Origin of the sequence: Tamaricihabitans halophyticus (assembly GCF_004340875.1) — a bacterium.
GTDB classification, from domain to species: Bacteria; Actinomycetota; Actinomycetes; order Mycobacteriales; family Pseudonocardiaceae; genus Tamaricihabitans; species Tamaricihabitans halophyticus.
This window is the reverse complement of record NZ_SLXQ01000002.1, coordinates 180402-205272: the sequence shown is the minus strand read 5'-3', so window position 1 is coordinate 205272 and position 24871 is coordinate 180402. Positions and strand designations below refer to the sequence as shown.

Genomic DNA, 24871 nt, shown 5'->3' with positions numbered 1-24871 from the left:
ATGCTCGCCTAGGGCGCTGCACTCGGCTGGGTGGCCGCGAGCTGACCCGGCTCGCGGTCCACAGTGGCTGAACCAACCCTGACGGGCTCCGGCTCCTCGGTGCCCGACTCCGGAGTATCGAGGTCCAGCGTTATCCCACGCAGTCCACGCAGCAGGAGGACGATGGTGGCCCCGCCGACAACGACGGCTGCGCCGTATGCGGCTGCCGTGCCCCAGGACAGGGCGCCATGTGCCGCGGTGAGCAACGCCTGACCATCGGCGCCCCCGACATCCGTTGCCGTGGCGACCGCGCCACCGGGGCTCTGGGTGGCAGCTTCGACCTCGGCCGCGCCGAGACCAGCGGGCGCGCGGGCGGTCAACACCCGGCCGAAAACGGCCATGGCAAGACTGCCGACAAGGGCCATCCCCAATGCGCCGCCCAGCCCCGCGCTGACGTCCTGGATCGCCACGGCCGAGCCGGCACGTGCTTTCGGCGCGGAGGTGACGATGAGCTGAGCACCGAGCAACATCAGTGGGGTGACGCCCAACGCGACGGCCGTCGTTCCGGCGATGAACAGCCAGGTTAGCTGCGGTGCCACGGCAATCGCCGCGATGATGGTCAGCGCACCAACCAGAGACAACCCCACGCCGGCTGCCGTCAGCGGGCCCGGAGCGATCCGGCGCGCCAAGATCGGGGCCAGCGCGCTGCCAATGATGGCCGCGATGCCGGGAGCGGCCAGCAACAAACCAAGCCTGCCGGTCGGCACGCCGGACACGATCTGCAGGTATTGCACCAACAGAAAGTCCACGCCAACGAAGGCCACCGAGGTGAGCGCGAGCGCGATCGCGGCCATCCGCAGCGCACGTATGGAGAACAGGCGCAGATCCAGCAGCGGGTTGGTCAAGTGCCGTTGCCGCCGGACAAACCATATGCCGAGCCCGATACCCGCCATGATCGTCAGCACGTAGGGCAGCGAAACGCCCCGGTCAGCGATCTCCTGGAGACCAAAGACGAGCAGCAGCACCGCGCCGATGGACAACACGACACTGATCATGTCGATCCGTTCGGTGTTAGACGTGCTACCCCGAGGGAACAAGCTAAGTCCGCCGAACAGCACCACGGCGGCGACCGGCACGTTGATCAGGAACACCGATCCCCACCAGAAATGCGCGAGCAGCACCCCGCCCATGGGCGGACCGAGCGCACCGCCGACCGAGAACGCTCCCATCAGTACCGCAAAGGCGATCCCGAAATGCCGAGTACTGGTGAAGATCGACCGCAACAACGAGATCGCCGCGGGCGACGCGGCCGCGGTGGCGAGACCGGTCAACACCCGCGCGGTCAACAGGGCCTCGGCGTTGGGCGCGAACGCCGCCAGCGCCGAGGCAAGGCCGTACAGCCCCATCGCGATGAGCAACAACGTGCGCGGACCTATCCGGCCAGTCAGCCAACCCATGGTGATGACAAAGCCAGCGGCGACGAACTCACCGATGTGCATGATCCACAATGTCTGGGTGGTGGAGGGCGCGAGGTCGGCCGTGACGGCGGGCATCGTCATGAACATCACCGTGAAGTCGGTGGCCATCATGAACAGCGGTAAGGCAAGTAGCACCAGACCGACCCACGCCCGCCAGGTGGGTCCGGCCGAAGTGGACATCGTGGTCATCGAGATCAGCTCCTGTGGTGCGGATACGGTGGAAGGTGGACGGTCCTACTCGGACTCGACGAATGGGTACGGGCGCGCGGTGCGGGCTTCGCGTAGCGTCCGCGCCCACCAGGCCAACTGATTCAGGAACCCTTCGGCGAGCTTGCTCGCGCGTTCGGTGTCCACCGGACGACCGTCGTGGTCGAACGCCTCCCAGAAGTTGGCAAAAGTGATCGAGTCGCGCAGCGGAACGCCGTGGAACTCGGTGAACACACCACGCAGCGTGTCGATAGCCTGCAGGCCGCCGGTCATGCCGCCATAGGAGACGAACCCCACCGGTTTGAGCTGCCACTCGTCGTAGAACCAGTCGATGGCGTTCTTCAGTGAAGCTGGATACGCCCGGTTGTAGACCGGGGTGACAACGATGAAGGCGTCAGCCGCGCCGAGCCGCTCGCCCAGCGCGGTCACGGCCTCGGGCTGGGGCGCATCGGGGTCGTTGCCGCCAAGCACCATGGGCAGGTCATAGTCGGCGAGGTCGATCACGTCGACGTGTATGCCATCGGATTTGCGGGCGTGATCGGCGATCCAGTTGGCCGGCGTCGGGCAGAACCGGTCGGTGCGGATACTGCCCACGATCACCGCAAGCCGTACCGGGTCGCCCTGCTGGTCGATGGTGGCCTGCTCGGCGATGGCGACCGTCGTAGTCATCGGAATCGACTCCCTCTACTGGGTTCTGGCTGTCGATCCCGATCGTCGGGCGGATGGGCTCCGCCAGGGTTTCGGGAGGGCTTCGGTGCGCGCCGAAGCCCTCCCGAAACCACTGAAACGCGCTGGTGGCGGTGCGTTTCAGGGCGCTAAGGGCGCTCAGTGTTCCCGGTAGTGTTCCCGCACCACGCGCCGGAGCACCTTGCCAACCGGTGTCTTCGGCAGTTCGTCGACGAAGCGCACTCCGGTGACCTTCTTGACGGACCCGAGCTTCGACCTGGTCAGCTCGATGAGTTCCTGCTCGGTGACCTCACCGGGGTAACGCTGATCCAGCACGACTTCGGCACGTGGCGTTTCCACCCACTTGGCGTCCGGGGCGCCAACCACGACGGCCTCGGATACCCCAGGGTGCGCCGTCAACACGTTCTCCAGTTCGGCTGGCCAGATGTTGAAACCGCCCGAAATGATCATGTCTTCCTTGCGGTCGGCGAGGTACAGGTAACCTTCCTCATCGAAGTAGCCCATATCGCGTGTGCGAACCCACCCATCTACCGTGACGCGCGCCGCGTTCGCGTCCGGGTCATTCCAGATCTCCGCCATCCGGTTCGGTGCCACCGCCACGATCTCGCCGATCTCACCAACCGGCAGCTCATTGTCCTTCTCATCTACCACGCGGATTCGCGCGTTGGTGGTGGGTTTTCCGGCAGATCGCAGCCTGCGTCGCTGCTCCGGCGGACCGTCCACTATGTGCTGTCCGGGAAGCAACTCGGCGACCGGTGCGACTTCACTCTGCCCGTACAGCTGGTGCATGATGTTTCCCCACACGTCGATCGCGCGAACCAGCACGGATTCGGGCATCGGGGAAGCGCCGTAGTACACCAGGCGCAGGCTGGACAGGTCCCGCGCCGGCGCGTCATCGTGCTGCGTGATCATCCTTACCATGGTCGCCACGAGCAAGGTAAGCGTGGCACGTTCGGTTTCGACCAGCCTGAGGAATTCGGCCGGGTCGAACGCCGGCATGACCACGACCGTGCCGGCCGCGTCGAGGATTGGCCACAGCGGCATGTTCGCGGCATGTGTCAGCGGGCCGGCGGCGAGGTAGCGGTCCTTACTGGTCAGTGGCGGCCGCACGGAGCCGACCGTCTCGTCGCCGACGGCCATCCACCCAGCTACCGTATGCATGATGCCCTTGGGTAGACCGGTCGTGCCTGCCGAGAACCGGATCTGGTGCGGGTCGTCTGGACCCACGGTGACCGGCGGTTGCTCCGGAGAGGCGTTGGCCAGCAGCGACTCGTAGTTCAGCACCTCGGCGTCGGGCTGCTCGCCGATAACGATCACCGCCCGCACCGTTTCGCAGGTGGCGACCGCTGGCGCGATCGCGGAATAGTACTTCGCTTGCACGACAAGGGCGACCGCTCCGGTCAGCTCGAGCAGGTAGCGATGGCGGTCCGCGGAATCGTGCGCATACAGCGGGCAGCGCACATACCCGCCCAGCGCCAAACCGCCCACCAGCTCAACGGTCTCGGCACTGTTATCGGCTAGCAGGCAGACTCGCTCTCCCTTCTCGATACCGGCCGCGCGCATCGCGTTGGCCAGCCGGCACGACCGCGCGTAGAGCTCGCGGTAAGTCTGGCGCCAGTCGCCACAGATCACCGCGAGCTGGTCGCCATTGCGCTCAGCGTTACGACGCAAGACTTCTACCGGATCCATCGTCATTCCTCCGTGGGTTGGCTGGCGCGCGTGAGCGTGTTGATATCGGTTTCGGTGAGCCCCCAACCGGCGAGCGCGGCACCCGGATCCGTGCCGGGTTCGGGTGCCGGCTCGGGAAGTTCGGGAACGGTTCGACTGAATCGGGGCGCCGGAGCTGGCTGCAGATCATGTCCAACATGGACGAAGGTGCCGCGTGTGACGTTGTGCGGATGATGCGGCGCCTCACCGATCCGGTAGACCGCGGTCGCGCAGGCGTCGGCCGGTTCGAGGATCATTTCCCATGCAGCTCTTGTCTTCTGCCGGAACGCCGCGGCGAAGCGGTCGGTCAGCTCGGGCCACCGTGCCCGATCCCACTGTGGGAACTCCCTGGGGTCCAACCCGAGCACTTCGAGCAGCCGGGCGTAGAACGGCGCTTCGACGGCACCGACGGCGATATACGCACCGTCCGATGTGGCATAGACGTTGTAGAAGTGCGCTCCGCCGTCGAACGAGTTGGTTCCGGGTTCGTCGTCGGCCATACCGGCGTTGCGCAGCGCGTGGAAGACGGTGCTGAGCAACGCCGTCCCATCGACCATCGCGGCGTCGATCACCTGGCCACGTCCTGATCGTCCCGCCTCGAGCACGCCGCACAGCACTCCGAATGCCAGCAACATCCCGCCCCCACCGAAGTCGCCAAGCAGGCTCAGCGGGAACTGCGGCCGTTCGCCCGCGCGGGCGATGGAGCCGAGCACACCGGCGATCGAGATGTAGTTGATGTCGTGCCCGGCGCGTCTGGACAGCGGGCCGTCCTGACCGTAACCGGTTGCCCTGCCGTAAACCAGGCGCGGGTTCCGGGCACAGAGCTGTTCCGAGCCAAGCAGGTGTCGTTCCATGACACCCGGACGGAACCCCTCGATCAGGGCATCGGCCCGTTCGGCCAGCTGACACACTAGCTCCCGCCCGTGGCCCGTGCCGATATCGCATTCCAGGGCTGGTCGTCCACGGTGCAGGTGGTTCCACGATCCGGCGCCGATACTGGTGTCGTTGGGGCGAACGAGCCGGATCACCTCGGCACCCATATCGGACAGCAGCATGCCGGCGAACGGGGTTGGCCCCAAGCCCGCCATCTCGATGATGCGCAGTCCCGCGAGTGGTCCCATGACCTCACTCAAAACCATACTAACCAGTTAATAATTATTAGACGTGATTATCGACATACTGCACCCAAGTAGTCAAGAATCTCCCGCATGTCCGATCGATACCGACGACGTGCCGTCGATACGAACCCGAGCCAAAGCTAACCAGCTAGTCTTATCTAGCTAACTGCCGAACTTGTCAGCAACCGCTGATGGAACGGATGGAGTCACGTAATGGCCGAGAACCTTGCCGTGGTCGACTATCGCACCGAAAACGCAACAGCCTGGGTAACTCTCAACCGACCGGACGCGCGTAACGCGCTGTCCTTCGATGTGCTCGACGGGATCGCGGACTCGTTCACCCGCGCAGCCGATGATCAGTCGATACGGGCCGTCGTGCTTGCCGCAAACGGCCCGGCGTTCTGCGCGGGTGCGGACCTGAAGATGGTCCTCGGCTCGCTGGACGGTGCCGGAGTGACCCCGTTCCTGCGGCGCGCGGCGGAAGTGTTCGACCAGGTCGCCCGACATCCCCAGCCGGTGATCGCGGCAGTACAGGGAAATGTTGTCGCTGGCGGGTTGGAACTCGTGCTGGCCTGTGACCTCGTGGTGGCGGCTGCGTCGGCGACGTTCAGTGACGGGCATACTCGCTATGGCTTGTTCCCCGCTGCCGGTGGTGCCAGCCGGCTGCCCCGGCGGATTGGTGTCAATCGAGCGAAGCAGCTGTTGTTCACCGCGGAGAGCTGGACGGCGAGCAGGATGTATGAGGCGGGCCTGGTAACGCAGGTCGCCTCGGCTGAGGCGCTCACCGATCAGGTACGCGAGCTAGCCGAGGTGATCGCGCAGCGCAGCCCACTCGGATTGGTCAGGATCAAGCAGGTCGTCGACGAGGGTATCGACACGCCGTTGGCGGATGCGCTCGCTGTCGAGATGGCCGCCTGCCAGGAGTATGCCCGCAGCGCCGATTTCGCGGAGGGACTGCGCGCCTTCACGCAGCGGCGCGCGCCCACGTTCTCCGGGGCCTAGGAATGAAGGTCGGCCTGCTCGTCAACAGTGCTCGACAGGTCGCCAGGCAGGCACGGCACGCTGAGCACCTGGGCTTCGACTACGTGGCCGCCGGGGAGCACGTGTTCTTCCACGGCGCACCCACGAACGCGCTCACCCTGCTCGCGGCCGCTGCCGGCGCGACCGAACGGGTTCGCCTGGTCAGCTCGATCAGTCTGCTTCCGCTGTATCCTGCCGCGCTGCTCGCGAAGATGGCGGTGACCGTTGACGAGGCTTCCGGCGGCCGGCTCGAATTGGGCATCGGAGCAGGGGGCGAGTTTCCCGCCGAGTTCGCGGCGTGCGGGATCGACCCGCGGAGCCGATTTCGCCGGCTGGACGAGGGACTCCCCTTGCTGCGGGGCCTTTTCCGGGGCGCTCCGGTGACAGCGGACGGTGAGTTCGCTCGGCTGAACGGACTGGCGTTGCGACCGCCGCCGGTTCAGCCGGGCGGCCCACCGATCTGGCTGGCTGGCCGCAAACCCCGGGCGCTGTCCAGGGCCGGCCGATACGCGGACGTGTGGATTCCGTATCTCGTCGAACCGCACCACGTCGAGCAGGGTTTGCGCACCGTCCGCGATGTCGCCGAGGAGGCGGGGCGTGAGCGGACCGCCGTCTACGCGGCCCTCGGCGCCTGGATGTGTGTCGATCCCGACGCCGCGTGGGCGCGGCGGACCGGTCTTGCCGCGGTCAGTGGCGGTTACCAGCAGGATTTCACCGATCTCGAGCACTACCTGCTGCTCGGTGATCCGGCACAGGTCATCGCGCGGCTGCGCGAGTTTGCCGAGGCAGGGGTGCGCACGGTGCTGATCCAGATCGCGGGCGGCGACGCCGACCGTGACCGCATCATCCGGACCATCGCCGAGCAGGTCCTACCCGAGGTGCACCGGTACTGACCTGATGGGTTTCGGTGGGCGCAGCTGGGTTCGAACCAGCGACCCCTTGCTTGTAAGGCAAGTGCTCTTCCGCTGAGCTATGCGCCCGAATGGTCGACTCCGAGGCTGACCGCCCCGAGCCGCACCATTAAACCATTGTTACAGCGCCGCCACGGCCTTCTTCCAGGCCTCCTGGTCCCGCGCCTCACCTGGCTGGTTCACCTCCGCGTAGCGAACCACGCCGCTGGCGTCGATCAGGAAGGTGCCACGGTTGGCCAGGCCGGCCGCGTCGTTGAACACACCGTAGGTCTTGGCGACCTCACCGTGCGGCCAGAAGTCGGAAAGCAGCGGGAACTGGTAGCCCTGCTGCTCGGCCCACGCCTTGAGACTGAACGGGGTATCCACGGACACCCCGATGACCTGCACGTCGGCGTTGTCATAGGTGGCCAGCTCATCGCGCACCTGGCAGAGCTCACCCTGGCAGATACCGCTGAACGCGAACGGGTAGAAGACCAGGAGAACGCTCTTCTTCCCCTGGAAGGACGACAAGGTCACCTGTTCCTTGTTGTAGTCGTTCAGCGTGAAATCCGGAGCCTGCGAACCGACCTCAACCGACATATCGCCCATCCTTCTGCTGCTCAGACCTGTCCGCGCGAACACTGGCGCTGACGGAGCTCGCTCCGCTCACCCGCCGCGCCCTCGCGTCCTGTGCGAACCCACCCTAAGGCACGCCAACATCCGGCCGGAAACCACGTCGCCAAGCGAGCCTGTGCAACGCTCGAGCTAGTCCGCCCCTCGGGCTAGTCCGACCCCGGAACCCAGCTCCAACTGGGCTAACCCGAAGCCCAGCGGTTAACGCTTCGCCTTCGCCGACTGCGGACGCACCAACCTGGTCGCGCCCCAATCGTCCGCGACACTGATATTCGACGTCTGCGCCAGCCCAGCGGTCTGCGCGGCCTCGGAGATATCGCTCGGCTCCACATGCCCCGCGCGCCCGGTCTTCGGGGTGAGTACCCAGATCACCCCGTTCTCATCCAGTGGACTTATCGCGTCCACCAGCGCATCGTCCACGAGGTCTCCGTCGTCGTCCCGCCACCACAGCAGCACGACGTCGATCACCTCATCGGCGTCCTCATCGAGCAGCTCAGCACCGATCCGCTCTTCGACGGCGGCCCGTACGTTGTCATCAACGTCCTCGTCCCAGCCGATTTCCTGCACTACCATGTCCGGCTTGATGCCGAGCCTGTCGGCGACGCCAGTGCTGTCGGCGTCTCCCGCGGCGACCACGACCTTCACTCCTCCAAATTGCTCGTGCGGCCACGGCGCCTCCATGCCCGGGCGCAGACCGCCGCAAGTGATCTACCAATAAATCGGTCCTGGGGCAAGCGAACACCGGGGACGGCGCCCGCGCAACCGTCCACACCGGTAATACCCTGATCCGTGCCACAACTAAGGCAGGTACCCCACCCGCTGGACATACCGATCAGTAGCAATGACGCTAGCCGCTTTTCGGGTGACGATAGCGGGTAGCACCCCCGGCGCGGTGCCAACGAGCCGGGCTAAGCACGTTCCCAACACAGGCGAGGAGATCCCTTGGCCCCGCAGAACACCGGCGGTTCCCAACCCGAGGCGCAGGTCAAGCGCCCGGCCGCCCGAGTCCGTGTGATCCGCGATGGTCTGGCCGCGCACCTTCCAGATATCGATCCAGATGAGACCAGCGAATGGCTCGAATCCTTCGACGCGATGCTGGATGAGGGTGGGCCCCAGCGCGCCCGATATCTGATGCTCCGGCTGATGGAGCGCGCTCGGGAGAAGCGCGTCCGGGTGCCCGCGTTGACCAGCACGGACTACGTCAACACCATCCCGACCGAGCGCGAGCCGTGGTTCCCCGGCGACGAGGAAGTAGAACGCCGTTATCGCGCCTGGATCCGGTGGAACGCCGCGATGACCGTGCACCGCGCGCAGCGCCCCGGCGTTGGCGTCGGCGGGCATATCTCCACCTACGCCTCCTCGGCGACGCTTTACGAGGTCGGCTTCAACTGGTTCTTCCGCGGCAAGAACCACCCTGGCGGCGGCGACCAGATCTTCATCCAGGGACATGCCTCACCCGGCGTCTACGCGCGCGCCTTCCTCGAGGGGCGGTTGAGCCCGCACCAGCTGGACGGCTTCCGCCAGGAACACTCGCACGCCGGCGCGGGCGGCGGGCTGCCGTCCTACCCGCACCCAAGGCTGATGCCGGACTTCTGGGAGTTCCCCACGGTGTCCATGGGTATCGGTCCGATGAACGCGATCTACCAGGCGCGGTTCAACCGGTACCTGCGCGACCGGGGCATCAAGGACACCTCGGACCAGCACGTATGGGCGTTCCTCGGCGATGGCGAGATGGACGAGGCCGAATCGCGCGGGCTGGTACACACCGCCGCCTGGGAGGGCCTGGACAACCTCACGTTCGTGATCAACTGCAACCTGCAGCGGTTGGACGGTCCCGTTCGCGGCAACGGCAAGATCGTTCAGGAGCTGGAGTCGTTCTTCCACGGCGCCGGCTGGAATGTGATCAAGGTTATCTGGGGCCGCGAGTGGGACTCCCTGCTGTACGGGGACAAGGACGGCGCGCTGGTCAACCTGATGAACACCACGCTGGATGGTGACTACCAGACCTACAAGGCCAATGACGGCGCCTTTGTCCGGGAACACTTCTTCGGTCGCGATCCACGCACCAAGGAGATGGTCAAGGACCTCTCGGACGCGGAGATCTGGAATCTGAAGCGCGGTGGGCACGACTATCGGAAGGTCTACGCCGCATACCAGGCGGCGATGGAGCAGCCGAGGCAGCCCACGGTCATCCTGGCCAAGACGATCAAGGGCTACGGGCTTGGACCGCATTTCGCCGGTCGCAACGCCACGCACCAGATGAAGAAGATGACCCTGCAGGACCTCAAGCTCTTCCGCGACGAGATGCACATTCCCATCTCGGACAAGGAACTCGAGGCCGACCCGTACCTGCCGCCGTACTACCACCCAGGGCAGAGCTCCTCGGATATCGAGTACCTGCGGCACCGGCGCGAACAGCTCGGCGGGTACCTGCCGGAGCGGCGAAGCAAAGCCACCAATCTCGTGCTGCCTGGCGACAAGGTCTACGACATCATCCGGAAGGGCTCCGGCAAGCAGGAGGTCGCCACGACGATGGCGTTCGTCCGGCTGGTCCGCGACCTCGCCAAGGACAAGGAGATCGGCGCCCGCATCGTTCCGATCATCCCGGACGAAGCACGTACGTTCGGGATGGACTCGATGTTCCCCACGCAGAAGATCTACAACCCGAAGGGCCAGCTCTACACCTCCGTGGACGCGGAACTGATGTTGGCCTACAAGGAAAGCGAAGCGGGTCAGCTGCTGCACGAGGGCATCAACGAAGCGGGCTCGGTCGCCTCGTTCACGGCCGTGGGTACCTCGTATGCCACGCACGGCGAACCGATGATCCCGATCTACATCTTCTACTCGATGTTCGGTTTCCAGCGCACCGGCGACGGGCTCTGGGCCGCGGCTGACCAGATGGCACGGGGTTTCGTACTCGGCGCCACCGCCGGCAGGACCACCCTCACCGGGGAGGGCCTGCAGCACGCGGACGGGCATTCGCTGCTGCTCGCCGCGACCAACCCCGCGGTGGTCAGCTACGACCCGTCCTGGTCGTTCGAGATCGCGCATATCGTGCGGGACGGGCTGCGCCGGATGTACGGCGAGGCGCCGGAGGACATCTACTACTACCTCACGGTGTACAACGAGCCGTACCAGCAGCCGCCGGAGCCGGACGGTTTGGATGTGGACGGACTGCTGCGCGGCTTGTACCGCTATCAGCGCGCTGCTGGCGAGAGCGGGCCACGGGCACAGATCCTGGTCTCCGGGGTCACCATGCCGGAGGCGCTGCGTGCCCAGCAGCTCCTCGCCGAGGAGTGGGGCGTGCGGGCCGACGTGTGGTCCGCGACCTCGTGGTCGGAATTGCGCAAGGACGCGGTCGAGGTCGACAAGCACAACCTGCTGAACCCGGAGGCCGAGCCGCAGGTGCCCTATGTCACCAGGGCGCTGGCAGAGGCCGCGGGACCGGTCGTCGCGGTATCCGACTGGATGCGCGCGGTGCCCGATCTGATCCGGCCGTGGGTGCCGACCGACATGCTCACCCTTGGCACCGATGGTTTCGGCTTCTCCGACACCCGCCCAGCGGCTCGGCGGTACTTCAATGTGGACGCCGAATCGATCGCGGTTGGCGCGCTTACCGCGCTCGCCAAACGCGGCGAGGTGAAGCACGAGGACGTGGTCGCCGCGGTACGCAAGTACCAGATCGACGATGTCGCTGCCGCACCGGAGCAGACGTCCGACCCCGGCGTCGCCTAGGGACGCCTGTCGTGCGTGGCGGGTTTCCGTGCTTCGGCGCTGGACCCGCCACGCGCGGTTTCGACCGGCCAGGGTGGACCGAAGACCGTCCTTTTCGGTGAACAGTGTTCAACCAGTGAGAAAACCCCCGCCACGAAAGGGGGAAAGCTATGGCGACCAAGGTCAACTACGTCCATAGTGGAGTGACCGGTGGGGACCGGGGAGAAGGGACCACCCGGCACGAAGCGGCCACGGCACGACACCCGTAGGCCGCGCCGTCGTACGGTAACGGTGACGCCGACGACGAGCCAGCGGCCGGGTGGTCCCAATTATTCATGGCTGGCTTGCTGATGTGCCATCTCCGGGCCGCTGACCACATGCGATTCTTGATGACATGAGCACCAAGCGCGGCGGCGAGCGGCAGGGCGTGTCCGATCGGGCCCTTCGGGACCTCGAACGCGCATCCGGACACCTCGCTTCGGTCACCGTCGCCGCGATGGAGGAGCGGCTGACCTGGTTTGGTCGGCTACCCGCGGATCAGCGCGCCAGCGTATTGCTGATCACGCAGACCGGTGCGGCCGGATTCGTCAACTGGCTGCGTGATTCCGACCAAGCGCTGAAACTCACCACGGACGCGTTTCGCGGCGCGCCGCGCGAGCTCTCCCGGTGGGTCAGCCTGCGCCAGGCCGTCGAGCTCGTCCGGCTGGCCACCGAGGTGTTCGAGGAACAGCTGCCCGCTTACGCGACGGATAACCGCGACCGTGCCGCGCTGACCGAGGGCATCCTGCGCTACGGCCGGGAGATCGCCTTCGCCGCCGCGAACTCCTACGCGGCGGCCGCCGAGGCGCGGGGCGCCTGGGACGCGCGCCTGGAAGCGCTCGTAGTGGACGGGATCGTCCGTGGCGACGCGGAGGAGTCCCTACTCTCCAGGGCCGCGGCACTCGGCTGGGACCCCGCCGCGAACGCCACCGTGCTGATCGGCAACCCACGCTCGGACGATCCACCGGCGGTGGTGTTCGAAGTGCGCAGCAGGGCGGCCAGGGTCGGCCGGCCGGTGCTGCTGAGCGTGCAGGGCTCCCGGCTCGTCGTGGTCGTTGCCGGGCCCACCACCGGATCCGTCGAGGACACCGAGCTGCTCGGGAAGATGTCCGCCGCGTTCGGCGATGGGCCGGTGGTCGCCGGCCCCACGGTGGACAGCCTCACCGAGGCGCATTACAGCGCGTCCGAAGCGCTGTCCGGGCTGCGCGCGGTGGTCGGCTGGCCGAACGCGCCACGACCGGTGCGGGCGGCCGAGCTGTTGCCCGAACGCGCGCTCGCCGGTGATCCGCAGGCCGAATGGCTGCTCGTGGAGCACATCGCCAAACCGTTGGACGCGGCCGGCGAAACCATGCTCAGCACCGTGGAGACCTACCTGGAATGCGGCGGGGTGCTGGAAAGCTGCGCGAAGACCCTGTTCGTGCACACCAATACCGTGCGCTACCGGCTACGTCGAGTGACTGATATCACCGGACACAACCCGACTGATCCGCGCGATGCCCAAGTCCTCCGGATCGGCCTGTGCGTGGGCCGGCTCGCCCGCTCCCGCGGATTGTGGTAATCGACCACTTCGTGACAGGCGCCACGAAATGCTCATATGCTGTCCACAAGGCCGGCCCGGGTGAGACCCGCTCTTCACGGGGATAGTTTGTAGAAACCCTCCAAAACCCTGCGGTCGGACTTCGTCGCGATCAACACCAGCGCCGACCGCCACACGATGCTGTAGTTAACGCGTGCTCGCAGTGCTCGCTCCCGGACAGGGATCCCAGTCCCCAGGCATGCTCACCCCGTGGCTTGAACTCGACGGCGCCGAAGCCAAGCTGCGGCACTGGTCGGAAGCGGCCGGATTGGACCTGGTTCGGCTCGGCACCACCGCCGAAGCCGAGGAGATCACCGACACGTCGGTGACCCAACCTCTCGTGGTCGCCGCCTCCCTACTCGCATTCGACGAGCTCGCGGCGCGGTATCCGATAGCCGAGGACGTCCCGGTTGCCGGGCATTCGGTCGGCGAGCTGGCCGCGGCCGCGGTAGCCGGCTCGCTGAGCGCGGCGGACGCCGTGCGGCTGGCTGGTATCCGCGGTTCCCAGATGGCCGCGGCCTGCGCGACCGAACCAACCGGCATGTCCGCCGTACTCGGCGGCGATCCCGAGCAGGTGCACCAGCGGCTCGGCGAGCTCGGCCTGGACGCGGCGAACGTGAACGGCGCCGGTCAGGTGGTCGCCGCCGGGCCGATCAGCGCACTCGCCGAACTGACCAGCGAGCCGCCGGAGCGCGCCAAGGTACGTTCCCTGCAGGTGGCCGGCGCCTTCCACACCCGGTTCATGGCGCCAGCCGAGGAAACCCTGCGGGAGTACGCGAAGAACATCGAGGTCGCCGATCCGAAGCGACCGCTGCTTTCCAATGCGGACGGCGAACTCGTAGACACCGGCGGCGAACTACTCGAGCGGCTGATCGCGCAGGTAACCAAGCCAGTACGGTGGGATGCCTGCATGGCGAAGCTCGGCGAACTCGGCGTGACCGCGACGGTGGAACTGACTCCGGCGGGAGCACTTACCGGCCTGGTGAAACGCGAGTTGAAGGGCACGGCCACGCTCGCCCTCAAGAAGCCGGACGATCTGGACAAGGTCGCCGGTCTACTCGCCGACCAGGGAGGGGCCGCATGACCTCGACACGTCCCACGCTCCGACTCAACCCGGTCGTCGCGGCCACGCGGATTCTCGGCGTCGGCAGCGTCCGGCCGGAGCGGGTCGTCACCAATGACGAGCTCGCGCAAACCATGGACACCAACGACGAGTGGATTCGCGAGCGCGTCGGGATCATCGAGCGGCGTTTCGCTGGCGAAGACGAGAAGCTCGTGGATATGGCCGTCACGGCTGGTTCGAAAGCCCTGGCGGATTCGGGGCTCGCGCCGAGTGACATCGACAGCGTGATCGTGGCGAACTGCACGATGCCCTCACCGATCCCGAACGCCGCGGCCCAGGTGGCCGACCGGATTGGCATCGCCGCTTCCGGGGCGTTTGACCTGAACGCCGCCTGCGCCGGCTTCTGCTACGCGCTCGGCGTCGCCTCCGACCTGATCAAAGCGGGCTCGGCGGGACGGACGCTGGTCATCGGCGCCGAGAAGCTGAGTGACTGGCTGGACAAAACGGACCGTTCGACCGCGATCATCTTCGCGGACGCCGCCGGTGCCGCCGTGGTCGGGCCCGCCGAACAACCGGAGATCGGCCCGGTTGTCTGGGGCAGCGCGGGCGACCTTGTCGACACCATCTACATGCGCGAGCACAAGTACCTGTACCAGGAAGGGCAGGCGGTCTTCCGGTGGGCGACCACCCAGATCGCGCCGATCGCGCTACGGGCGATCGAGGCAGCCGGACTACAGCCGGCCGATATCGACGTGCTGATCCCCCACCAGGCGAATCTGCGCATCGTGGAGGCAATCGCGAAACGCCTCCGAGCAAGCGGAGGGCGTGCCGATATGGTTGTCGCCGACGACATCATCTACTCCGGCAACACGTCATCGGCCTCGATCCCGATGGCACTCGACCACATGCGTGCCGCCGGACGCGTGCATCGCGGCGACGTCGCGCTGCTCGTCGGCTTCGGCGCCGGCCTGTCCTACGCGGGGCAGGTAGTGATCCTCCCGTGACCGGCGTGCGCATGCTGTCGTCGCAGACAAAGAACCGCAAGATGAAAGGGAAACAACGTGGCTGACGTGTCGAACGAAGAGATCTTGAAGGGCCTTGGCGAGATTGTCGAGGAGGTCGCCGGTGTCGCGGCTGACGACGTCAGCCTGGAGAAGTCCTTCGTGGATGACCTGGACATCGACTCGCTGTCGATGGTCGAGATCGCGGTTCAGGCCGAGGACAAGTTCGGTGTGAAGATCCCGGACGACGAGCTGGCCAACCTGAAGACGGTGAACGACGCCGTGGAGTACGTCTCGAAGAACGGCTGAGCCCTGTCGCGGAAGCGACAGTGCGCTGAGCAAGGAACACCGAAAGCGGGGAGGACGGCGGGCATGCTGGCCGCATGGACGTTCTCACCAGCCGACGACATGAGAGGGAGGACGTCACGATGAGCACGGATATCGTGATTACCGGCCTCGGTGCCACGACGCCGGTTGGCGGAGACGTCGACTCGACCTGGGCGGCGCTGCTCGAAGGGCGCAGCGGCGTGCGGACCATCGAGGCCGATTGGGCGGAGCGGTTCGACCTGCCGGTTCGGATCGCCGCCCCGCTCGCGGTGGAGCCAACCGAGGTGCTGCCGAGGGTGCAGGCAAGGCGGATGGACCGGTGTGAGCAGATCGCGATCATCGTTGCCAGGCAAGCCTGGGCCGACGCGGGATTCGAGATGCCGACCGACGAGGCCCATACGGTCGATCCAGACCGGCTGGGCGTCGCCATCGGTACCGGCGTTGGCGGTCCCGTCACGTTGCTGAACCAGGACGACATCCTGGAAACGTCCGGGCTGCGCAAGGTCTCCCCACTCACCGTGCCGATGCTCATGCCGAACGGCCCGGCGGCACATGTAGGTATCGATCTGAAGGCGCGTGCCGGGGTGCACTCCCCAGCCTCGGCCTGCGCTTCAGGTGCGGAGGGGCTTGCCGCCGGCTGGCGGATGATCGCCTCCGGTGAGGCGGATGTGGTGGTCGCTGGTGGCGCCGAGGCGTGTATCCACCAGATCACCGTGGCTGGCTTCGCCCAGTCCAGGACACTGTCCACTCGCAACGACGAACCGGCGCGCGCGTCCAGGCCGTTCGATGTGGACAGGGACGGCTTCGTCCTCGGCGAGGGCGCCGGTGCGCTGGTGCTGGAACGCGGGGATCACGCACGAGCGCGTGGCGCGCGGATCTATGGCCGGCTCGCTGGGGTCGGCATCACCTCGGATGCCTATCACATCACCGGAAACCATCCGGAGGGCATCGGCCAGATCAACGCGATTAGCAAGGCCCTTCGTACCGGCGAACTATCCACTTCGGATATCGGGCATCTGAACGCGCACGCCACGTCGACCGTGGTCGGCGATGTCGGGGAAGCGGCAGCGGTACGCAAGGCGATTGGTGACCACGTGGTGGTCACCGCGCCAAAGGGATCGCTTGGCCACCTGGTCGGCGGCGCCGGCGCGGTGGAGAGCATCGTGACGGTGCTTTCGCTCTACAACGGGGTCATCCCGGCTACCAGTAACCTGGAACAGCTGGACCCCAAGGTCGAGTTGGACGTCGTCGCAGGCGAACCTCGCAAGGTTGACTTGCGGGCCGCGGTCAACGACTCGTTCGGGTTCGGCGGCCACAACGTGGCGCTGAGCTTCACCACGGTCTGACCAGTTCCCTCCGCCCGACCCCAAGCAGGGCAGTCGAAACGGGGCGGTCAGCAGGGCTTGTTGACCTGCTTGCCGCCCGGTTCAGCCTCCGCGATCTTCCACTGACCGCCCTGTTTGGTCACGGGTAACGCCAGGTACCAGTTGATGCACTCGACCTGCAGGTCCGCGGGCGCCTGCGCGATGTCCTGTTTACTGGTGAAACCCACCTGCACGCGCAGCGTGTTCCGCGGCGCGGATTCGATGCGGTACACCAGGATGCTGCCATCCTGGGTGCTGTCGTAGTCGTTCAGCCATTGCTGTTCCGAGGTGGCGGCCACCCGGTCAGCGGTCACCGTGGTCTGCCACCGGTCGAAGTTTCGCCCGTTGATGGCGTCGAAGTAGGTCTGCAACAGTTGCCGGACGCTCTCGCCGAGCGGATGCGCGGTGGCGTCCGGGCTGAGCTCCACGGTCGGCGAGCCGGGCTGTTCGGCGAGCGGAAGCGTCTCCCCCGCCGGTCCCCCGGTCTCCTCTTCCGCGGCGCCGTACCAATCGCGCGCGAAGTAGGCTCCGGCCGCGGTCAACCCGAGCACGAGGACGAGCACGGGAGCGAGCCACCAGCGCCGAGGACGCACACGAGACATGTCGAGAGGGTAAGGGGTGATGGATTACCGAACGGCGCCCGGTAATCCATCCGCCTTGTCTGCCGAGGTGGGCTACCCGACCTGGTGCAACCAGGTAACCGGCGCGCCGTCACCAGCCCGCCGATACGGTTCGAGTGCTTCGTCCCAGCTACTGCCGAGGAGCTCGTCGAGCTTATGCGCCAACGCCTCCCCGCCCCGCGCGCTCGACGCGAGCGCGCGCAGCTGGTCCTCACCTACCACGATGTCCCCGTTCGCGCTGGTGCGCGCGCGCCAGAGCCCCAGTCCGGGCGCGAAACAGTATCGTTCACCGTCCGTGCCACTACTGGGGTCTTCGGTGACCTCGAACCGAAGCATCGGCCATGCCTTCAACGCGGACACGAGTTTGGCACCCATGCCCTGATCGGCCCGCCACGCGCATTCCGCGCGTAGCTGACCTGGCGCGGCCGGCTGGGCCGTCCACTTCAGCTCCACTCGGGTACCAAGCGTCCCCGAGATCGCCCACTCGACGTGCGGACATACCGCAGACGGCGACGAGTGGACGTACACCACACCACTGGTGCTGCCACGAGTGCTCACTGCTGACCTCCGCTGTTCGACGAGGGGCGTCTTCCCCTACGACCTCGTCAGGCGGTCGGTCCGCGGCTGGTACCCATGGACAACCCGTATTCATTCTGCACTGCAATCATGCCATTTAGCCACACGAGTCCCGTATACACCACAGGCTCACCCACAAGAGGGATAGTAATCTGCGAAACATGCTGACCCGGAACCGAGCAGTCAGCCAACAAAAGTGCCTACCCTCGGCAAACAACCTAGCACCTGACCAGGGAGTCAGCACGATCGAGTGACACACTTACCGGGGAGCTGTTGAACCGTGTGTAGTATTTTCTCGGCCGCGTTGCGGGTTGCGCCGCACCAGGGGCCCGACGCATTAACGTAACCGCCGGAAGTGTCGCCGACCGGCCAGCCAGGGTCGAGCCGTAGGAACGCCGGATACCGGAGGAACACCGTGCGATTGGTGCGCATCGGAGAGGACACCTCGCAGGTCGGCGCGGATGTCCGGGTGGCGTTGACCGCGCTCGGCAGGCAGAGCGAAGTGGCCGGCGGGCTCGCGTTGATTGGCGCGCAACCGCCGAACTGCCCTGGTCAACTCGATGCGATCGCGGTACTCCCGCAAGGCATACTGCTGATCGTCGGCGTCGAATTACCCGACCCGGCCATCCGGCTGGAAGCTCCGCTCGCCGCCGCCTGGAAGTCCGACGGCTGGCCGATCGGCCGACCGGACGGCGCGGTGAATCCGGCCGTCGAATCACTCCAGCCGGTTAACGCCATCCTGGCCAAGCTGCACGCGGCGGGGCTCGGTGGGATTCCGACCAGAACGGTGGTCGCGGTCGGGCCATATGTGGAAACCGTGAGCCAACCAGCAGCGGATCTGGAGCGCGGATTACACGTCGTCTACCCGTCGGTGAGCAATCTGCTCGACCTGGCTACCGGGCTCAGCAGAAGCAACCAGCCCTGCTCGATTGAACAGGCGCAGCGGATCCTCGCCGAACTCGCCCCGGACAGCCCCCCGCTCAGCGCTGAGGCGCTCCGCGCCGAAGGTTTCCGCGACACGGTGAGCCCGGAAGTCGCGAACGCGGACACCCGGTTACTCCCGAAGGTCGTCAGCGAGCCAGTCGAACCGCCAGCAGCCGAGCCGGCCGCGACGAGGCCACCGCGCTGGCTACCGATCGCGGCGATCGCACTGATCGCACTGCTGCTGGTCATCGGCATCATCGTCGCGCTGATCAGCGGCGGCTCCGGCGGCGGCCGCGACGCGGCAGCCAGTCCTGTCGAATCGCCCGAACCATCGCCCTCGCTGGTCAGTACCACGGTGGATGGTCATGATTTCGCCCGCACGGCCGCCCGCAAGGACGTTACCTGTGCCGGGCACGCCTTCGGCGATCTTGCCGCGAAACTGCAGGGGCAGGACTGCACCCGGCTGCTGCGCGCGGAGTACGAGGTGGCCGTCGATGGCCGGACCGCGCGGATCTCGATCGCGATCGTGCTGTTCGGCGCTCCGGAGCAGGCGATGGAGTTCAAGCAGACCGCGCAGGTCCCTGGAAGTGGCGGAATCAAGGCACTTGACCTGAAGGAGCCGGAGCGCACCGGCGCTGAGCGAATTCTGCACGGCGCCGCGTTCGGTACCTCGGTCCGCGAGACGCGGGTTCGCCTGATCCAGGCCGTGTGGGCGGATGGCGAATCCAGTCCCACCGACAAGAAACTGATCGAGCTGGTACAGCACGCACGCGAGCTCCCCGTCCCCGAGTAGCCGGTTCCTGAGCAGCCAGCCCCGCTATCGCAATCTTTGGGGATCTTGCGGTGGCTGGGAGCTACAGTGCCTTGAGTTCGGCGGTGATTTCCAGCACCGATCCCTTGGCATCACCGAAAAGCATGCTGGTCTTTGGCTCGAAGTACAGCGTGTTGTCGATTCCGGCGAAGCCCGGACTCATTGAACGTTTCAACACGATCGTCGAATGCGCCTGGTTCACCCGCAGGATCGGCATCCCGTAGATCGGTGAGTTGGGATCGGTTTCCGCCGCCGGGTTGGTCACGTCGTTAGCGCCGATCACCAGCACGACATCGGTATGCGCGAATTCGCCGTTGATCTCGGCCATCTCCTTGAGCTGGTCGTAGGGCACATCGGCCTCGGCAAGCAGCACGTTCATATGCCCCGGCATCCGACCGGCGACGGGATGGATCGCGTAGTACACCGGCACCCCGTGGTTGCCCAGTTGTTCGGCCATCTCCTGTACGGCGTGCTGAGCCTGGGCCACCGCCATCCCGTAGCCGGGAACCACGATCACCTGGTTGGCATAGGCGAGCTGGATCGCGGCGTCCGCGGCGCTGGTGCCGCGCACCGTCTGATCACCGATCGCCGCGAGCGCGCCGGCGCTCGCGGTACCACCGAACCCACCAGCCACGATCGCCGGCACGGAGCGATTCATCGCCTTGGCCATCAGATTCGTCAGGATCGACCCGGAGGCGCCCACGATCATGCCGGCCACGATCAGCGCGGTGTTGTCCAGTGCGAGTCCCATCGCTGCCGCGCTGAGCCCGGTGAAGGCATTCAGCAGCGAGATCACCACAGGCATATCCGCACCGCCGATGGGCAACACCATCAGTACCGCGAACAGCGCGGCGAACACCAGTACGCCGATGATCAATAGTTCCGACCGGATGCCAAGCGGATTACCAACCGCGCAGCCGAGGCCGGCAAGGAAGACCAGCACGGTCAGCGGTCGATGCGCCAGCCCGAGGGTGAGCGGGCGGGAGGCCAGGATCTCTTGCAGTTTGCCGAAGGCCACCAACGAGCCCCAGAAGGAGATCGATCCGACCAGCGCGGCGAACAGCGTGGCGAGCGAGACATGCAGCGGCTGCTCGGCGAAGCCGTCGTACTGGCGGTACTCGACCCAGGCGATCAGCGCCACGGCGCCGCCGCCAACGCCATTGAACAACGCGACCATCTGCGGCATCGCGGTCATCTTGACCTTCCGTGCCGCCGGCACGCCGATCACCGTGCCGAGCACCAGACCAAGCACGATCAGCCAGGCATCGGCCATTCCGGACAGCAAGGTCGCGACGACGGCCAAGCCCATCCCACCGGCGGCGATCCAGTTACCCCGGACCGCGGTACGTGGCCCGGTCATTCCCATCAAGCCGTAGATGATCAGCGCGAAGGCCAGAATGTACAGCGAGCCCTGCAGGCTGGGTTCGGTAAGCCAGTTCACCGTTCGCGCTCCGCTGGATCGCGCTTGCTCTTGAACATGCCGAGCATCCGATCGGTGACCAGGAAACCGCCGACGACATTGATCATCCCGAAGGTGATCGCGGTAACCAGCAGCACCTTGTTCAGCACCCCGTCCGCGCCGCTGCCGAGTACGACCAGCCCGCCGAGCAGCACGATGCCGTGGATCGCGTTCGTGCCGGACATCAGCGGCGTATGCAAGGTGTTCGGCACTTTGGAGATCACCAGATAGCCCACGAATCCGGCGAGTACCAGGATGGCGAAATTCGCTAGCAACATCAGCTCTGCCCGTCCTGTCCGGTCACGCACGTCGCGGCGACCACTTCGTCGGTGAAGTCGACCGCGAGTGCTCCCTGCTCATCAAGCAATTCATCCAGCAGCGCCAGCACGTTGCGCGCGTACAGCTCGCTCGCGTGTTCCGGCATGCTCGAGGCGAGGTTCAGCGGCGCGGACACCGTGACGTTGTCCCGCACCACGGTTTCGCCCGGTTCACTCAGCGCACAGTTGCCGCCACCCGCGCCGGCGAGATCCACGACCACGCTGCCGGCACGCATACCGGCAACGGCCTCAGCGGTCACCAGTACCGGTGCCGGTTGACCCGGCACCTGGGCGGTACTGATCACCGCGTCGAACCCCATCACCGCGTCGGTGAGCCGATGTTGCTGGTCCACCCGCTCCGCCTCGGTGAGCTCACGCGCGTACCCGCCCGAACCCACGGCCGCGATATCGAGTTCCAACCATTGCGCGCCAACCGAACGAACCTGATCGGCCACTTCGGGGCGCACGTCGTAGCCAGTCGTCCGCGCCCCCAACCGGCGGGCGGTGGCCAGGGCCTGCAAGCCGGCCACGCCCGCGCCGAGTACCAACACACTGGCCGGCGGCACCGTGCCGGCCGCGGTAGTCAGCATCGGCAGGAACCTGGTCAGGTGCTCGGCCGCAAGCAAGGCCGCCCGATAGCCCGCGATACTGCCTTGCGAGGACAACGCGTCCATCGCCTGCGCCCTGGATATTCGCGGTATCGCCTCCATCGCGAACCCGTGCACGCCGGCCGCGCGCAGCGCCGAGGTGATCTCCGGCCGAACCTGCGGTTCGAGGAACCCGATGAGCACACTGCCGGAGCGCAGCCGCGCGATCTCCGCCTCGGTGGGCGGCGCTACCTTGACGACGATATCGGCCGCCCACGGGTCCGCGAGTTTCGCGCCGGCTCGCTCGAACTGTGCGTCCGGGATCAACGCGGCGGCGCCCGCATCCGGTTGTACGACTACCTCGATTCCCTTGGCGGACAACCGTTCGAGCACCTTGGGCACCATGGCGACCCTGCGCTCGCCCTGCGCCGATTCCCGCACCACACCAATGACGGCTCTTGCTCGTCCGACCGGGCGCTCCCCTACCACTGGCACCTCCCCATCGAGCCGCCCCGACTTGTGATCAAGTTCACTAAGCGTGTCGGATGATGGCCGTCCGGCGCAACTGGCTACCGGGCGGTAATCCCCCACGATTCACGACCGCCGACGGGCCAACCAGCGAGTGCTAGCGGGTTGCATCATTAGGCTAACCTAACTTCGGATTTTGTCCGTGGAGTCGTTGGGAGGCCGTGTGCGAGCCGCTGCGCCGGAACCGGCTACCCGCTTGCCCTTGCGGCTGGCCTGGCTGGTTGGCTGCGCGGTCGCGGTGTTCGGCTGCGTGGTGCTGAGCATCGCGATCGGTTCCGAACAACTGGCCATTTCGGACGCGATTCGCGTGCTGTTCCAACCGGACGGCTCGAACGCCGCGGTGATCGTGCATGAACTGCGCCTGCCACGCACGCTGCTCGGTGTAGCGGTGGGCCTCGCGCTCGGTATGGCCGGCGCCATCATGCAGTCGATCACCCGCAATCCGCTCGCCGATCCGGGCATTCTCGGGGTGAACGCCGGTGCCGCTACCGGGGTCGTGGTGGCTAGCACCATCCTCGGGCTCGGCGCGTTCACCTCCTACGTGTGGTTCGCCTTCCTCGGCGCCGGAGCGGCCACCGTGCTGGTCTACCTGATTGGCTCGCGGGACGTCGGTGGGGCGGATCCGGTTCGCCTTGCCCTGGCCGGCACGGCCGTCAGCGCCGCCCTTGCCGCCGTCAACCAGACACTGGTGCTACTCGATCCGCAGGCTTACGAGGAATACCGGTTCTGGGTGGTTGGCGATCTCGCCGGTAGAGACGGCGCCGTACTCGGCTATCTGGTGCCGTTTATCGCGATTGGACTGCTCCTCGCGGTTTCGCTTGGCCCCGCGCTGAACGCGCTCGCGCTCGGCGAGGACACCGGCCGCGCGCTTGGCACGCGGATCGCGCGTACCCGAGGTCTGGCCGCGATCTCGGTGTTGTTGTTGGCCGGCGCGGCGACCGCGGCCGCCGGACCGATCGCGTTCGTCGGGCTCGCGGTGCCCCATCTCGCACGGCTGCTGATCGGTCCCGATCAGCGCTACCAGCTGCCGTACTCCGCGCTGTTCGGGGCGATCCTGGTGGTGCTCGCCGATGTGCTTGGCAGGCTGATCGCCCCGGAGGGCGAACTCCAGGTCGGCATCGTGGCCGCGTTCGTTGGCGCGCCGATCTTCGTTTTGTTGGTTCGCAGGGCAAGGATCGCGAAGCTATGACGGCGCATGTGGTGCTGCGTGGCCCGAGTAATCGGGTCGGGCTGCGGTTGGCTACGCGCACCTTGCTGGTCGGCGGGGTACTACTCGCCCTGCTTGGGGTGTTGATCGCGGTCGCCTTGATCACCGGCAGGGCAAGCCTTTCGCTCGGCGAGGTGCTGCCCGCATTGTTCGGCGGCGGCGACAATCCGGGCACCAACTACATCGTGTGGACGCTGCGAATGCCCCGGGTACTGGCCGCGGTGCTGGTTGGCGCGGCGCTGGCGATCAGCGGAGCGATCTTCCAGCGACTGACCCGGAATGCCTTGGGGAGTCCGGATTTCATCGGGTTCAGCAATGGCGCGGCGACGGGCGCGGTGTTGCAGATCCTGCTGTTCGGTGCCGGGCCGATGGCGGTGGTCGGTGGTGCGCTGGTGGGTGGGGCGGTAACCGCCGTACTGGTGTACGGGCTCGCGTACCGGCGAGGCGTCGCCGGATACCGGCTGGTGCTCGTCGGCATCGGCATCTCGGCGGTATTGCTGTCGCTGAATCACTACCTGCTGGTGCGCGCGGAGCTGTCCGATGCCTATCGTGCCGCGATCTGGCTCACCGGCAGTTTGAACGGGCGCAGCTGGGATCATGTTGCCGTGCTTGCTGGCGCGCTGGTGCTCTGCCTACCCGTCGCGCTGCTGTTGAGCAGGCAGCTCACGCTGCTCGAGATGGGCAACGACCTGGCCTACTCGCTGGGCGTTCCGGTGGAACGAACCAGACTGGCGCTGATCGCCGCGGGTGTGGGGCTGGTCGCCGCGGCGACCGCGACCGCGGGGCCGATCGCGTTCGTCGCGCTCGCTTCGCCGCATATCGCTCGCCGGCTGACCCGGACCGCGGGTGCTGGGCTCGTCACCACTGGGCTACTGGGTGCGGTGTTGTTGCTCATCAGCGATATCGCCGTGCAGGTGTTGTTCGAGTCGGCGAACCTTCCAGTGGGACTCGCCACCGGCGCGATCGGTGGCGTCTACCTCACCGTGCTGCTCAGCCGCCGCTGGCGAGCCCGAATCCGCTAGCACTGAGGCATGGCGCC

The 24871-nt window shown here is 66.5% G+C and carries 22 protein-coding genes and 1 tRNA gene; 11 read left to right on the top strand and 12 right to left on the bottom strand.

Annotated features, from left to right (window positions below):
• Positions 1-8 precede the first annotated feature (8 nt).
• The 4 genes from EV191_RS08575 to EV191_RS08560 form a co-directional block, all read right to left on the bottom strand.
• Positions 9-1646, bottom strand: coding sequence for an MFS transporter (locus EV191_RS08575; RefSeq protein WP_132876388.1), 1638 nt, complete (start codon positions 1644-1646; stop codon positions 9-11).
• Between the two features lie 45 nt (positions 1647-1691).
• Positions 1692-2333 (bottom strand): NADPH-dependent FMN reductase, encoded by a 642-nt coding sequence (locus EV191_RS08570; protein WP_132876387.1) that lies wholly within the window; start codon positions 2331-2333, stop codon positions 1692-1694.
• 156 nt (positions 2334-2489) lie between these two features.
• Positions 2490-4040, bottom strand: a complete 1551-nt coding sequence (locus EV191_RS08565) for an AMP-binding protein (RefSeq protein ID WP_165912882.1) — start codon at positions 4038-4040, stop codon at positions 2490-2492.
• Between the two features lie 2 nt (positions 4041-4042).
• Positions 4043-5179 (bottom strand): CaiB/BaiF CoA transferase family protein, encoded by a 1137-nt coding sequence (locus EV191_RS08560; protein ID WP_243658835.1) that lies wholly within the window; start codon positions 5177-5179, stop codon positions 4043-4045.
• Between the two features lie 210 nt (positions 5180-5389).
• Here EV191_RS08560 and EV191_RS08555 point away from each other — a divergent pair, with 210 nt between their 5' ends.
• Both EV191_RS08555 and EV191_RS08550 read left to right on the top strand, forming a co-directional pair.
• A complete protein-coding gene (locus EV191_RS08555; RefSeq protein WP_132876384.1) occupies positions 5390-6178 on the top strand; it encodes an enoyl-CoA hydratase/isomerase family protein in 789 nt (262 codons plus the stop codon).
• Between the two features lie 2 nt (positions 6179-6180).
• Positions 6181-7089, top strand: coding sequence for an LLM class flavin-dependent oxidoreductase (locus tag EV191_RS08550; RefSeq protein ID WP_132876383.1), 909 nt, complete (start codon positions 6181-6183; stop codon positions 7087-7089).
• A gap of 15 nt (positions 7090-7104) precedes the next feature.
• Here the strand turns inward: EV191_RS08550 and EV191_RS08545 are convergent.
• From EV191_RS08545 to EV191_RS08535, 3 genes are all read right to left on the bottom strand, one after another.
• Positions 7105-7176 (bottom strand) — tRNA-Val (locus EV191_RS08545).
• A 51-nt stretch (positions 7177-7227) separates the two neighbouring features.
• Positions 7228-7686 carry a peroxiredoxin gene (locus EV191_RS08540; protein WP_132876382.1) on the bottom strand — a complete coding sequence of 153 codons (459 nt, stop codon included), beginning with the start codon at positions 7684-7686 and terminating at the stop codon, positions 7228-7230.
• 234 nt (positions 7687-7920) lie between these two features.
• Positions 7921-8355, bottom strand: coding sequence for a DUF3052 domain-containing protein (locus EV191_RS08535; protein ID WP_132876381.1), 435 nt, complete (start codon positions 8353-8355; stop codon positions 7921-7923).
• Between the two features lie 306 nt (positions 8356-8661).
• Here EV191_RS08535 and aceE point away from each other — a divergent pair, with 306 nt between their 5' ends.
• From aceE to EV191_RS08505, 6 genes are all read left to right on the top strand, one after another.
• A complete protein-coding gene (aceE, locus tag EV191_RS08530; RefSeq protein WP_132876380.1) occupies positions 8662-11454 on the top strand; it encodes a pyruvate dehydrogenase (acetyl-transferring), homodimeric type in 2793 nt (930 codons plus the stop codon).
• A gap of 373 nt (positions 11455-11827) precedes the next feature.
• Positions 11828-13030, top strand: coding sequence for a PucR family transcriptional regulator (locus tag EV191_RS08525; RefSeq protein WP_132876379.1), 1203 nt, complete (start codon positions 11828-11830; stop codon positions 13028-13030).
• 172 nt (positions 13031-13202) lie between these two features.
• A complete protein-coding gene (locus EV191_RS08520; RefSeq protein ID WP_132876378.1) occupies positions 13203-14132 on the top strand; it encodes an ACP S-malonyltransferase in 930 nt (309 codons plus the stop codon).
• Positions 14129-15115: a beta-ketoacyl-ACP synthase III gene (locus EV191_RS08515; protein ID WP_132876377.1), complete on the top strand. Its 987-nt coding sequence runs from the start codon at positions 14129-14131 to the stop codon at positions 15113-15115. The genes EV191_RS08520 and EV191_RS08515 overlap by 4 nt, the downstream gene beginning before the upstream one ends.
• Before the next feature lie 66 nt (positions 15116-15181).
• Positions 15182-15421: an acyl carrier protein gene (locus tag EV191_RS08510; protein ID WP_424565446.1), complete on the top strand. Its 240-nt coding sequence runs from the start codon at positions 15182-15184 to the stop codon at positions 15419-15421.
• A gap of 119 nt (positions 15422-15540) precedes the next feature.
• Complete coding sequence (locus EV191_RS08505; RefSeq protein WP_132876375.1) at positions 15541-16785, top strand: beta-ketoacyl-[acyl-carrier-protein] synthase family protein; 1245 nt, start codon at positions 15541-15543, stop codon at positions 16783-16785.
• A 47-nt stretch (positions 16786-16832) separates the two neighbouring features.
• Here the strand turns inward: EV191_RS08505 and EV191_RS08500 are convergent, their stop codons facing one another.
• Positions 16833-17405 (bottom strand): hypothetical protein, encoded by a 573-nt coding sequence (locus tag EV191_RS08500; RefSeq protein ID WP_132876374.1) that lies wholly within the window; start codon positions 17403-17405, stop codon positions 16833-16835.
• 72 nt (positions 17406-17477) lie between these two features.
• The gene (locus EV191_RS08495) at positions 17478-17981 is read right to left on the bottom strand and encodes a DUF3145 domain-containing protein (protein ID WP_132876373.1); all 504 of its coding nucleotides are present in this window, start codon (positions 17979-17981) and stop codon (positions 17478-17480) included.
• Between the two features lie 442 nt (positions 17982-18423).
• On the opposite strand from EV191_RS08495, the gene EV191_RS08490 reads away from it, so the two are divergent.
• Positions 18424-19716: a hypothetical protein gene (locus tag EV191_RS08490; RefSeq protein ID WP_132876372.1), complete on the top strand. Its 1293-nt coding sequence runs from the start codon at positions 18424-18426 to the stop codon at positions 19714-19716.
• A gap of 61 nt (positions 19717-19777) precedes the next feature.
• Here EV191_RS08490 and EV191_RS08485 read toward each other — a convergent pair whose 3' ends face one another.
• From EV191_RS08485 to EV191_RS08475, 3 genes are read right to left on the bottom strand one after another with little or no spacing between them, the layout of a single operon-like run.
• On the bottom strand, positions 19778-21175 hold the full coding sequence (locus EV191_RS08485; protein ID WP_279388416.1) for an NAD(P)(+) transhydrogenase (Re/Si-specific) subunit beta: 1398 nt from the start codon (positions 21173-21175) through the stop codon (positions 19778-19780).
• A complete protein-coding gene (locus tag EV191_RS08480) occupies positions 21172-21471 on the bottom strand; it encodes an NAD(P) transhydrogenase subunit alpha part 2 (RefSeq protein WP_132876371.1) in 300 nt (99 codons plus the stop codon). The genes EV191_RS08485 and EV191_RS08480 overlap by 4 nt, the downstream gene beginning before the upstream one ends.
• Positions 21471-22586 (bottom strand): NAD(P) transhydrogenase subunit alpha, encoded by a 1116-nt coding sequence (locus EV191_RS08475; RefSeq protein ID WP_243658834.1) that lies wholly within the window; start codon positions 22584-22586, stop codon positions 21471-21473. Before EV191_RS08475 ends, EV191_RS08480 begins: the two co-directional genes overlap by 1 nt.
• Before the next feature lie 202 nt (positions 22587-22788).
• Here EV191_RS08475 and EV191_RS08470 point away from each other — a divergent pair, with 202 nt between their 5' ends.
• Together EV191_RS08470 and EV191_RS08465 are read left to right on the top strand one after the other, a co-directional pair.
• A complete protein-coding gene (locus EV191_RS08470) occupies positions 22789-23814 on the top strand; it encodes a FecCD family ABC transporter permease (RefSeq protein ID WP_243658833.1) in 1026 nt (341 codons plus the stop codon).
• Positions 23811-24854 carry a FecCD family ABC transporter permease gene (locus tag EV191_RS08465; RefSeq protein ID WP_132876370.1) on the top strand — a complete coding sequence of 348 codons (1044 nt, stop codon included), beginning with the start codon at positions 23811-23813 and terminating at the stop codon, positions 24852-24854. Before EV191_RS08470 ends, EV191_RS08465 begins: the two co-directional genes overlap by 4 nt.
• Positions 24855-24871: the final 17 nt, after the last annotated feature.

Excerpts from the sequence above, each read along its gene's own strand:
- EV191_RS08575 (WP_132876388.1), bottom strand. The coding sequence starts at position 1,646 with ATGACCACGATGTCCACTTCGGCCGGACCCACCTGGCGGGCGTGGGTC.
- EV191_RS08570 (WP_132876387.1), bottom strand. The coding sequence starts at position 2,333 with ATGACTACGACGGTCGCCATCGCCGAGCAGGCCACCATCGACCAGCAG.
- EV191_RS08565 (WP_165912882.1), bottom strand. The coding sequence starts at position 4,040 with ATGGATCCGGTAGAAGTCTTGCGTCGTAACGCTGAGCGCAATGGCGAC.
- EV191_RS08560 (WP_243658835.1), bottom strand. The coding sequence starts at position 5,179 with ATGGGACCACTCGCGGGACTGCGCATCATCGAGATGGCGGGCTTGGGG.
- EV191_RS08555 (WP_132876384.1), top strand. The coding sequence starts at position 5,390 with ATGGCCGAGAACCTTGCCGTGGTCGACTATCGCACCGAAAACGCAACA.
- EV191_RS08550 (WP_132876383.1), top strand. The coding sequence starts at position 6,181 with ATGAAGGTCGGCCTGCTCGTCAACAGTGCTCGACAGGTCGCCAGGCAG.
- EV191_RS08540 (WP_132876382.1), bottom strand. The coding sequence starts at position 7,686 with ATGTCGGTTGAGGTCGGTTCGCAGGCTCCGGATTTCACGCTGAACGAC.
- EV191_RS08525 (WP_132876379.1), top strand. The coding sequence starts at position 11,828 with ATGAGCACCAAGCGCGGCGGCGAGCGGCAGGGCGTGTCCGATCGGGCC.
- EV191_RS08515 (WP_132876377.1), top strand. The coding sequence starts at position 14,129 with ATGACCTCGACACGTCCCACGCTCCGACTCAACCCGGTCGTCGCGGCC.
- EV191_RS08505 (WP_132876375.1), top strand. The coding sequence starts at position 15,541 with ATGAGCACGGATATCGTGATTACCGGCCTCGGTGCCACGACGCCGGTT.
- EV191_RS08500 (WP_132876374.1), bottom strand. The coding sequence starts at position 17,405 with ATGTCTCGTGTGCGTCCTCGGCGCTGGTGGCTCGCTCCCGTGCTCGTC.
- EV191_RS08480 (WP_132876371.1), bottom strand. The coding sequence starts at position 21,471 with ATGTTGCTAGCGAATTTCGCCATCCTGGTACTCGCCGGATTCGTGGGC.
- EV191_RS08465 (WP_132876370.1), top strand. The coding sequence starts at position 23,811 with ATGACGGCGCATGTGGTGCTGCGTGGCCCGAGTAATCGGGTCGGGCTG.